At 60.0% G+C, this 10,165-nt stretch carries 10 protein-coding genes; 8 read left to right on the top strand and 2 right to left on the bottom strand.

The genetic code is table 11. From position 1 onward, the window contains the following. Nucleotides 1-458: Ulp1 family isopeptidase (locus CWO89_RS34635; RefSeq protein WP_245476717.1), on the top strand; the 458-nt coding region annotated here is incomplete at its 5' end. A gap of 328 nt (nucleotides 459-786) precedes the next feature. Here the strand turns inward: CWO89_RS34635 and CWO89_RS34630 are convergent. Then, nucleotides 787-1,269 carry a hypothetical protein gene (locus CWO89_RS34630; protein ID WP_130582932.1) on the bottom strand — a complete coding sequence of 161 codons (483 nt, stop codon included), beginning with the start codon at nucleotides 1,267-1,269 and terminating at the stop codon, nucleotides 787-789. 92 nt (nucleotides 1,270-1,361) lie between these two features. Then, entirely contained in the window at nucleotides 1,362-1,964 is a 603-nt protein-coding gene (locus CWO89_RS34625; protein WP_130582931.1) for a hypothetical protein, read from the bottom strand. 800 nt (nucleotides 1,965-2,764) lie between these two features. On the opposite strand from CWO89_RS34625, the gene tssA reads away from it, so the two are divergent. The 7 genes from tssA to CWO89_RS49755 all read left to right on the top strand — a co-directional run bounded on the left by tssA (nucleotide 2,765) and on the right by CWO89_RS49755 (nucleotide 10,149). Then, nucleotides 2,765-4,417, top strand: a complete 1,653-nt coding sequence (gene tssA, locus CWO89_RS34620) for a type VI secretion system protein TssA (RefSeq protein ID WP_130582930.1) — start codon at nucleotides 2,765-2,767, stop codon at nucleotides 4,415-4,417. Nucleotides 4,418-4,455: 38 nt separating this feature from the next. Then, nucleotides 4,456-4,947, top strand: coding sequence for a type VI secretion system contractile sheath small subunit (tssB, locus tag CWO89_RS34615; protein ID WP_130582929.1), 492 nt, complete (start codon nucleotides 4,456-4,458; stop codon nucleotides 4,945-4,947). A 34-nt stretch (nucleotides 4,948-4,981) separates the two neighbouring features. After that, on the top strand, nucleotides 4,982-6,466 hold the full coding sequence (gene tssC, locus CWO89_RS34610) for a type VI secretion system contractile sheath large subunit (protein ID WP_130582928.1): 1,485 nt from the start codon (nucleotides 4,982-4,984) through the stop codon (nucleotides 6,464-6,466). Between the two features lie 12 nt (nucleotides 6,467-6,478). Next, entirely contained in the window at nucleotides 6,479-6,874 is a 396-nt protein-coding gene (tssE, locus tag CWO89_RS34605; protein WP_130582927.1) for a type VI secretion system baseplate subunit TssE, read from the top strand. Nucleotides 6,875-6,920: 46 nt separating this feature from the next. After that, the gene (tssF, locus tag CWO89_RS34600; protein ID WP_165421449.1) at nucleotides 6,921-8,630 is read left to right on the top strand and encodes a type VI secretion system baseplate subunit TssF; all 1,710 of its coding nucleotides are present in this window, start codon (nucleotides 6,921-6,923) and stop codon (nucleotides 8,628-8,630) included. Then, the gene (tssG, locus tag CWO89_RS34595) at nucleotides 8,594-9,580 is read left to right on the top strand and encodes a type VI secretion system baseplate subunit TssG (protein WP_130582925.1); all 987 of its coding nucleotides are present in this window, start codon (nucleotides 8,594-8,596) and stop codon (nucleotides 9,578-9,580) included. Before tssF ends, tssG begins: the two co-directional genes overlap by 37 nt. Before the next feature lie 116 nt (nucleotides 9,581-9,696). Beyond that, complete coding sequence (locus CWO89_RS49755) at nucleotides 9,697-10,149, top strand: papain-like cysteine protease family protein (RefSeq protein ID WP_130582933.1); 453 nt, start codon at nucleotides 9,697-9,699, stop codon at nucleotides 10,147-10,149. Nucleotides 10,150-10,165 lie beyond the last annotated feature (16 nt).

Raw genomic sequence — 10,165 nt, 5'->3', positions numbered from 1 at the left:
GCTCGACCGACGACGCGACCGAATTGCTGTTAGCCGTGCAAGGAATCGTCTATGATGAGGGTGAGAACGACACCGCCGATTTCCTGCTCGCGCCAGTGAACAATGGCACAGGTGCCAAGGCCGGCAACCACTGGTCGCTGCTGCTCGTTGATCGCCGCAATCGGGACAACGTAGCTGCCTATCACTACGACTCCTCTGGGAAATCTAACGTCGCTAGCGCAGAACAACTCGCGGAACGCCTTGGCGCCAACCTTCAGTCCGCCCGCATGGCCCAACAGCGGAACAGTTATGATTGCGGCGTCTTTGTGGTGGACGGCACACGGGCGCTGGCGAGACGATTGGCGGAAGGAGAGCGGCCTGATGACGAGCCGCTTCACCTCGATAACCTCGTCGCCGATCGGCGGGCACTGCAGGATCGACTGAGCGGTCGTGCGCATTCGCGACCCCCAACTCGCTGATGCGTTTGGGCTGATGGAGCTGGCTGGCGCGCCTCTTGCCGGCACCAGAACCTTGGCCGGGTGCCAGAACGTGTGAACGACTCGGACGGCTCGCACGCGACCCCGTCCTGCACCGGATCGTGGTAGTCGGGCTGTGAGACCAGCCCATCGGACGCCTCGACACCGAGGGACCGACTTAAAAGCGAACCTCTCCGCGCGGCCGGTCTGTCTGAGCGGTGGATCGACACGTGCCTGCAAACCCATCAAGAACATCGTCCTGATGTGGACCCAGCGTGGATGCCACAGGTGGTAGGATGGAAGAATCGCGCCCAGCCTCCGGCCGCGGACTTTAGCCTCCTTTAAACCGGGGCCGCAGAGCGATGATCGCGCCGAAGGGATTGTTGGGGGTCACTTCCGTCTTCCATGGCCCCAACACCGCCATATAGGGCTGACCATGAATAATCAGATTTGTCGGCTGCTGCCATGACTGCGGCAGCATGCCTCTTCTATTCAGTGCGCCAATCAGGACGTCGGGGGCGCTTTGGGGGCCGTGATTGAAGCCCAAGGGGACGACCTGTCCGAAATCATACGCCGGTGGCGTACTTGGCACGACGAGCAGTTGTTCGAGCGACTCCTGGAATGAGTTGAGCTGCGAATCACCTTCCCAGATTTCTGTTGGCCCATCGACTTCCATCTCCTGTTCCAACAGCGCCAGGTGCGTCCGCAGCTCCAAGCCGTCATCGCGCATGGCGGCCGCCGCGGGAGTCGCCTGCAGCAAGGTGTGCTGCGGGGCGATGTCCCCTGCGGTTGACGGTGGCTCCTCGACTTCCATCTCCTGCTCAAGCAGCTCCAACAAATCTAAGTCGCTGTCACTGATAGCTGACGCAGGAGACTCGCGTCGCGAGTTGTACGTCGAAAGCAGATTCAAGTCGCGGCGCGCGAGCTATCTTTGACGCGCAAGTACGTCTCACGATCTTCCTGCAGCGATGGGTCGTCGAGGCGGCCCGCTATCGCGCTTTTCGCATGTGTCTTGAGCCACTCACTGAACCCACGAAGACGGCTAGCGACCCTGTTAATATCGGGCGGCGTTCGGAAACCCTGCCATGGAGTTCCGTTCACAATGTCCGCTTTGGCCGCAGCGACTGCCTTTTGGATGAGAGTCTCATCGTCAGGATAGGCGGCTAGCCGTGGGCGCGATAATTCAGGCGCACTGGTGCCCAACATGAAGTTCCGGAGATAAGCCAGATGCCCAGTGATTCTTTTTCTTTTTCTCGTTGATCTGTAAAGCTCGGCATCTTCGTCCAGCGAACGGTCGTGAGGCCGAACAACAATCCCTTGCTTTTTCTGTTCGTAGAGCCAACAAGAAAAGCCGCGAATGGAGCTCGCAATGACGATGGGGGTTCGCGGCTTGAGTCGATGCGCGGCAGGCTGGACCGCTCTCGCAGAGCTCTTGAAATCGTTGAGGATTTCATTGAGGCGTTCCTTGTCGTCGGGATGGACGCTGCATAAGGGCCTGCGGCGGGTCACCGCTGTTCTCACCACCGCAGTTGAAGGCTCGCGGGCGTCATGATCGCTGTCAACGGCAGGTCCTGCACTTGGATTGGGCACGGACGGCCCAAGCGGTGATTGATGACCCGACCAGGGCTCGTTACCGGAACGCGCCTCATGTCCTTCGCGGCTTGGCGCACCACGATCCACGCCAACTGAAGACGCACCCAAATCCCGCGGTTCAGAGCGCATCTGCTCCGGGGCAGAGCTGCTCGCTCGGTGAGCCTCGACGGCCGAAGAACTCGCTTCAACAGCAGGCTCGTTCGTGCGCTCAGTCCCATCAACTCTGGATTGGGCGGTCTTTGACGGTCCAGGCTCCCCATCGCTCATCATTTGCTCCGATTCACACGAGAAGACACTTGAGCCTTCACCCAATACTGCTGCATCGCAAGTCGGAAGTGCGCTTAAAGTCGCGTACGGCATGAATTGTTCCAACGATGATCCATCGACGTACCGAGTTGAAAATCCTCGCCTCATCTTCTTTCAAAGTTTCGCGAGGCGGGCGAGCGCGGCGCAGTTTGCCTAAGCCCAAGGCTCCTTCCTGCCAATGACTGAGCCGATCCCAATAGCCACCACCTCTGATGTCGGGTTTGCAACATGCTGTCGGGGCCGTGACGCCTCCGATTGAGAAAATCGCTTTTGCTAATCAAGCCATTGCAATTGGCATAAGGCTTGAAGGAGGTGAAGGCGGACGTCATACGGCAGCGCTTGCGGAAGGACGGTAGTGATGGCTTACAAGGGTGTCGCCTCTCAGCTTATTGTATGCGGCGGGTACGACGTTGACTTTGCGCGATCCGTCGCAATGCGCGTTCGCATATGGTTTTCACATGGTGATTGACTATCGGTTGCTGGTTCGCGACGACATCGATTCGCGTGCGCGCCATGGTGCGGCGCCTGTGCCAGGCCCCGCGCCCGCCGGCACGAATGTCCGTGATGCGCCCGAATTTGAACAGCTCGAAACCGAGGTCCGGCGCATGGACGCCGACGGACCGACTGCGGTTGATTGGAGCAAGGTCAGCACGCTGTCGCTCCATATCCTGTCGAATCAGTCAAAGGACCTTTTGGTTGTCTGTTGGGCCACCTACGGTCTGTTCCGGACCGGAGGATACCAGGGCCTTGCGGTCGGCCTAGGCGTTTTGCGCGACATGGTGGATGCGCATTGGGAGGGGCTCTTTCCGCCGATCAAGCGGGAACGGGCGCGGGTCGGAGCAATCGATTGGCTTGTTGGTCGCGTTGGGCCGGAGGTGGCCGAGAATGTGCCGATCGAAACTGAATATCCGGCAGTTCTCGCCGCCTACGAGGCGCTTGACGATCTCGATCGCCAGCTGCGCGACAAGCTGGTCAATGAGCAAGCCTCTTTGGGCGAGTTGTTGATGGGTCTGCGGCCGCACTACGAAGAAGCCAAGCGCGCAAGCGCCGTGCCCACGGAACGTGCGGCGGAGGCGGCCCGAGCTGTCGAGCAGGCCGGCGTCGCCCCGGCGGAATCCACTTCGCCGGTCGAGGTCGCTCAACCGGCAACACCGGAGGTGGCACGACCGGCTGGCGCCGATGACGACCGGGCCGGCTTGATCGACCACTTGCCTGATATGCTGCGCCTAGCTTCGGCCGCCCGGCGCGTCACGTCCCCCACAAACCCGACGGTTTATCTGCTCAATCGTGTCGGCTCCTGGATGCGCTTTGACGCCCTGCCGCCGGATACGGGCGGCCGCACAACGATATTTGCGCCTGCGGACATCGCAGCGTTGGAAGCCAAAATAGCGGCCGGTCAGCACGCAGATGTCTTGAATCTGGCCGAAGAGATCGTCTGGATGTCACCGTTCTGGCTCGACGTTCACCGGCATGCCGCGAAAGCATTGGAGCAAATGGGGCCGCTCTTTGAGCCGGCGGCCGCGGCAGTGCGCGCGAGCGTAGCCCTGCTGGTCACACGCTATCCGCGGATCTTGACGTTTCAATTCAATGACGGCCGGGCGTTCGCGGATGAGGAAACCCGCGCCTGGGCCGCCGTCGGTGGTGCAGACGTGTCGCCGGGCCGTGATCCTGCCGACGAAGCGGTTGTTGAGGCACATAAGCTGATTGGCGATGGGCAGCCTCAGGCTGCCCTCGAGAAGCTGTCACGTGCGCTGGATGGCGCGAGCGGAGAACGAGCGCGGTTCGTGGGCCAGCTTGCGCAAGCACGTTTCTGCATCGAAACCGGCTTCGTGACGACCGCCGTCCCGCTGCTCGAGCACATGGAAGAGGTGATCGCCGAGCGTAATCTCGAACGCTGGGAGCCTCGGCTTGCGCTCGACGTCGCCGAATTGCGCTTTCGCGCGATGACCCATTCCGACTCTCAGCAATTGATTGACGAGCCGCGCCGTTGCGCCGTGCTCCAGCAAATCCGAAAGAGGGTCGCTAGCATCGATATCGCACGGGAGAGCCAGCTTGGTCGCTAGCCGACTTTATCAGGGCAGAGTCTTAAACAGGAGCTGATATGGCACAGGAAAGCTCGGTCGCTCCAAAGGAGCGCATCAATATACGCTTCAAGCCGGCAACCGGCAACCTCAAGGAGGATGTCGAGCTGCCGCTCAAATTGCTGGTTCTGGGCGACTTCACCGGACAGGCCGATAACCGCCCGATTGACCAGCGCGAGCTCGTCAATATCGACAAGGACAATTTTAACGAGGTTGTCAAAAGCCAGCAACTGACTCTTCATATCTCCGCCGAGAATAAGCTCGACGATCGGCCTGAGGCTGGCAAGCTGTCGGTGTCACTGCAGTTTCAGAGCCTCAAGGACTTCGAACCCGAGCGTATCGTGCAGCAAATCCCCGAACTGCGCGTTTTGACCGAACTACGCGCCGCCCTGATCGCTCTGAAGAGCCCGCTCGGCAACGTGCCGGGTTTCCGCAAGGCCATCCAGAATCTGCTCGAAGACCACGGCGCGCGGCCGCGGCTCCTGAGCGAGCTCACCGGCAAGAGCGAGTGAGCGGATCAACGAGATTCCTTGAGGGGCGAGCGCTATGACCGACACAAGTGCGCAGCAGCCGGCCGAAGTCGCCACCACGACCACTGACCTTTCGTTGCTGGATCAGGTCCTCGTCGAAACCAGGATGACCCCGCGCGACGAGGGTTACGACCTCGCCCGCCGGGGCGTCGCAGCTTTTGTCGCCGAGCTCATCAAACCGAACCGGGCCGACGAGCAGGTCAACAATGCGCTCGTCGATCAGATGATCGCGGAGATCGATCGCAAAATCTCGACTCAGCTGGACGACGTGCTGCACACAGACCAGTTCCAACGGCTCGAGTCGGCTTGGCGCGGGCTTAAGTTCATCGTCGACCGCACCGATTTCCGTCAGAACATCAAGATAGAAATCCTTAGTGTCAGCAAGGACGAAATGCTCACCGACTTCGAGGACAGCCCGGAGATCGTCAAGTCGGGCCTGTACACGCACGTCTACACCGCAGAATATGGCCAGTTCGGCGGCCAGCCCGTCGCGGCCATGATAGCGGCCTACGAGTTTGGCAGTGGCAGCCAGGATGTTAAGCTGATGCGGCACATGAGCGCAGTGGCCGCCATGTCGCATGCACCGGTCATAGCTTCTGCTGCACCGGACATGTTCGGCGTCGAACGTTACGAGGAGATCGCGGGCCTGAAGGACCTGCAATCGGTGTTCGAGGGACCAAAATATGCCAAGTGGAACTCGTTCCGCGAAAGCGAGGACGCTCGTTATTTCGGCCTGACGCTGCCGCGCTTCCTGCTGCGCTTGCCCTATGGTCCAGAGACGGTTCCGGTGAAGGACTTTAATTACCAGGAGGCCTCAGACGGCGAAACCGACAACTACCTCTGGGGCAACGCTGCCTTTGCCTTTGCGACGCGCTTAGCCGAAAGCTTCGCCAAGTATCGCTGGTGCCCGAACATCATCGGCCCCCAGTCTGGCGGCGCGGTTGAGGACCTCAATCTGCATACCTATGAGGCAATGGGACAATTGCAGACTAAGGTGCCGACTGAGGTGCTCATCTCGGACCGGCGCGAGTTCGAACTAGCCGAGCACGGCTTCATCGCGCTGACCATGCGCAAGGGGGCTGACAATGCCGCTTTCTTCTCGGCTAATTCCGTGCAGAAGCCGAAATATTTCGGGAACAGCCAGGAAGGCAAAGCGGCCGAGCTCAACTATAAGCTCGGCAGCCAGCTGCCCTATATGTTCATCATCAATCGTTTCGCCCACTACATCAAAGTGCTGCAACGCGAGAACATCGGCTCCTGGAAGAGCAGGCAAGAGCTGCAAGGCGAGCTGAGCAACTGGATCCATCAGTATGTCGCCGATCAAGAGAATCCGTCGGCAGAGGTGCGCTCGCGGCGGCCTTTGCGAAAGGCGGAGATCATCGTCGAGGACGTCGAAGGTGAACCGGGCTGGTATCGCGTCGGCATCGCCGTCGTTCCACATTTGAAGTACATGGGTGCAGACTTTGCTTTGACGCTCAAGGGTAGGCTCGACAAGCACTGAAGGTGACAGGCGATGTTCGACCGCAGCCTTATGGAGCGCTTGGAGAACGGGTCGCCGACCCATCCGGTGTCATTCGAACGCTTCAGGGCAAGCGTCCTGGACAACCTGCGTCGGGTTCTAAACTCACGCCAGGGCTGCTGCGAAACACGGCCGGACTTCGGCATGCCCGATCTGAACGACGCGGTCGGGCAGGGAGCCGACGCAGTCCGCGCGCTCGCCCGTTTGCTCAAGCAGCAGATCGAGACATTTGAGCCCCGCTTGAAGAATGTGTCGATCCGCTTTCATGCCGATCCCGACAACCCGCTGCAGCTGAGCTTTCACGTCAACGCGACGCTCGATTATGACGACCAGATGGAGCCAATTTCCTTCGATGCGATCTGCGACAAGCACGTTCGAATAAGGGGCTGAGGCGGCGATGGCCCTTAATCCCTATTACGAGGACGAACTCTCCTATTTGCGCGAGCTCGGCGCTGACTTCGCGTTGGCCAATCCGAAGCTTGCGCCCTTTCTCGGGCAGGATGCCACCGATCCCGACGTCGAGCGGTTGCTCGAAGGCTTCGCCTTCCTTGTCGCGCGGCTGCGCCAAAAGCTCGACGACGAATTTCCCGAATTCGTCCACGGCCTGTTGCGGATGGTATGGCCGCAATATCTTCAAGCCCTGCCGCCCATCACGACCCTGTCTTTTGCCTTGAAATCATCGGCGAGCGCTGCGAGCCTGAACGTGCCGGCCGGCACGAGCGTGCGTTCGCGGCCGATTGAAGGAACGAACTGCACTTTCGTCACCTGCTACTCAATTGACGTGCTGCCGCTTGAGATGATTGATGTCCAGCTCGAGAACCGGACGAATTCCGCTCGCCTTACCTTGGGTATCAAAGCAACCGGCCAGCAAAACCTGTCATGTCTTAAAAAGGGTCGGCTCCGTCTTTTCTTCTCGACCGAACGAGAGCCGCAAGTGGGACGCTGCTTATTGGCATGGCTGTGCCGTCACGCCTCGCAGGGAGCTGTGACCGTGGCCGATCGACAGGTCGCCGCAATCGGCTCAGCACAGATCGCGCCTGTCGGCTTTAGCGATGACGAGGCGGTTTTGCCCTGGCCGCACAACGCCTTCTCAGGTTTCCGGATCATTCAGGAGTATCTGAGCTATCCGTCGAAATTTCTCTACGTCGAATTATCTGGTCTTGAGCCGCTTGCAGGCCACACGGAGACTGAGTGCAGGCTTACCTTCGAGTTTCGGCGCCCGTTCCCTGCCCAGTTGCGCGTCGGCAAAGGCCAGATTTGCTTGAACTGCACGCCGGCAATCAATGTCTTCAGCCATGAGGCCTCGCCAATTCGGCTGAATCGGACCAAGACCGAATACCGCGTACTTGCCTCGGGAGGGCCAAACTTCACCATCCGGTCCGTCGATGGTGTGACCGGCTATGTCCAAGGCCGTCCCGAACGCATCGAGTTCGAGCCATTCGACCTGTTGCGCCACGATCTGCCGGGCGCCGAGCGCAACCGCGCCTACTTTCGCGAGCGTATCCGGCCGGCTGTGGTCGGCCGGGGCGTCGATCACTACGTGAGCTTCGTTGACCGGCTCGACATCGGCCGACATCCGCCGATCGACGTCGCATCCCTGCAATTGACCTGCTCCAACGGACCCATTGCTGACCGGTTACCCATTGGTAGCGTGGATCTGCCGACCTCTGATACACCTCGCTCGGTGACCTTCTCCAACATCACGGCTGTGGTTCCAGAAGTGCCGCCACCGGTCGGCGATGGCTTGTTGCGGCGTCTGATGACCAATCTGGCGCGCAACTACGGAGCGATGGCTAACGTCGATGCGTTGCGGACCGTTCTTGCCAGCTACGAGTTTCGTGCAGTCTACGACGTTCAGGCGCGTCGTCGCCTGGAATTGTTGCTCGAAGGCCTCGATCAGTTCGTGAGCACGGACACCGATCACGTGGTGCGCGGGGCCCCGATCCGAATGCGAAATATCGAACTGGCCGTGATCGACAGCAAGATCGGTGGCGAGAGCGAATTGTTCCTGTTGGGAGCGGTACTCGACGCCTTCTTCGCGACGTTTGCCGGCATCAATATGCTGCACCGGTTTTCGATTCGCGGCACGGAAAGCAACGCACACTACCTATGGCCAGCGAGAAGCGGATCGATCACGGCACTCTGACGGCGCCCGACGAACGCGATGAGCTTTCGGCATTCGGGTTCTTCTCGCTCGTTGCGCATCTCGAGCGGCGCTTCAGCGACGCTCCCCCGATCGGATCCACCGACGATCCCGCGCGGGAGGCCGTGCGCTTCCGCGCGGCGCCGACGCTTGGGTTTCCTGCCGAAGAGATCGCGGGACTCAGACAGGCCAAGGCCGCCGGCGAGCGCGTGGAGGTCAACGTCAACTTCCTCGGGCTGCATGGTCCCTCCTCGCCGCTGCCGCCCTTCTACGCCGAACGGGTCATGCATGCAGACGGCATGGGATCGCTCGGCGATTTTTTTGATTTTTTCAATCACCGTCTGATCGGCCTGCTGCTGCGGATCTGGCGGTACTACCGTCACCATTTACGGTTCGAGGAGGGCGCAACCGACGCGATCTCGGTGCTGATTGGCACGCTCTTTGGACTCGTGCCCGGGGAAGACACTGCCGGCGAACGGGAGTGGCGGGCGCGGCTGCTGCCGCATGCCGGCGTCCTTGCCTTGTGCAGCCGGTCCGCCAAGCTTGTGGCCGGCTTGATTTCCAGCCATCTCTGCATTTCAGCCCGGGTCGAGGAATTCATCTGGCGCGAGATCGACATTCCACAGCAGGCGCAGTGGCGCCTTGGCCGGCCTGGTCTTGAGCTCGGCGTTGATACCCTTGCTGGTGAAACCATGCCGGACATCGTAGGCAAATTCCGGCTTTGCCTCGGCCCCCTCAACCAGCAGCAGTTTCGGTCACTGCTGCCCAGTTGCGAGAGCCATGCCATCCTTTGCCGTCTCACTAGCGTTATTCTGCGCGAGCCCTTGGCATGGGATCTCCAACTAGAATTAGCGCTCGGGCAGACACCGGAATGGACTCTGGGCGAAGGAGAATTAGGCTGGACGACGTGGATCGACCCGCCCAAGGAAACCGGAAGCCTTATTCTATTGTAATTGTTTTCGAGTTGTTCGCGTGTGGTGAAGATCGCCCGCGATGACGGGGCACTGGACCATCATGGCGCGTCACGGATCACGGGCCGGAGTCGCGGTCAACCTGGTTAGACGTTGCCATAGCGTACCGGCTGCGATCCAATGGCTTCCATGACCGAGAGGCTGCGCGCTTTCGCCCAGGGCCTCGGCTGGGTCTACCTTCCGTTTGGCGGGCTGACGTAGGCATCAACGGCTACCAGTTTGACTGGTTGGCGCGCATCGAAGGATTAGAGAGGCTCAAGCAGCCAGATGACGGATTTACGCATGATTTTATTGCAGAAACGTTGATCGCACGAGGGCCAATCTGGGCTGCGCTGCGTCTGCCGTCAATCTCCGGGAACGAAACACTACGGGACGGGCATATAATAGTATTGACTGGTCTGATAGAAGACATGTTGTGCTACAATGATCCGTCTTACCCAGCGCGTGGAGCGATCTACTTCTATAATCTTAGTTCGACGACCTTTTCGTCAAGAATCGCGATTGGATGCATGTTTCGCGGGATCGTGAGCACGGATTTCAGGGGATCGTGAGCAGAGATTTCAGACG

The sequence above is a fragment of the Bradyrhizobium sp. Leo170 genome (genome assembly GCF_004296405.1).
Lineage (GTDB): Bacteria > Pseudomonadota > Alphaproteobacteria > Rhizobiales > Xanthobacteraceae > Bradyrhizobium.
The sequence above is the reverse complement of the archived record's forward strand: the minus strand, read 5'-3'. Positions and strand labels throughout refer to the sequence as shown.

Bases quoted from the DNA above. Each gene is read 5' to 3' on its own strand.
- CWO89_RS34630 (WP_130582932.1), bottom strand. From the start codon at position 1,269: ATGGAAGTCGAGGAGCCACCGTCAACCGCAGGGGACATCGCCCCGCAG.
- tssB (WP_130582929.1), top strand. From the start codon at position 4,456: ATGGCACAGGAAAGCTCGGTCGCTCCAAAGGAGCGCATCAATATACGC.
- tssC (WP_130582928.1), top strand. From the start codon at position 4,982: ATGACCGACACAAGTGCGCAGCAGCCGGCCGAAGTCGCCACCACGACC.
- tssE (WP_130582927.1), top strand. From the start codon at position 6,479: ATGTTCGACCGCAGCCTTATGGAGCGCTTGGAGAACGGGTCGCCGACC.
- tssG (WP_130582925.1), top strand. From the start codon at position 8,594: ATGGCCAGCGAGAAGCGGATCGATCACGGCACTCTGACGGCGCCCGAC.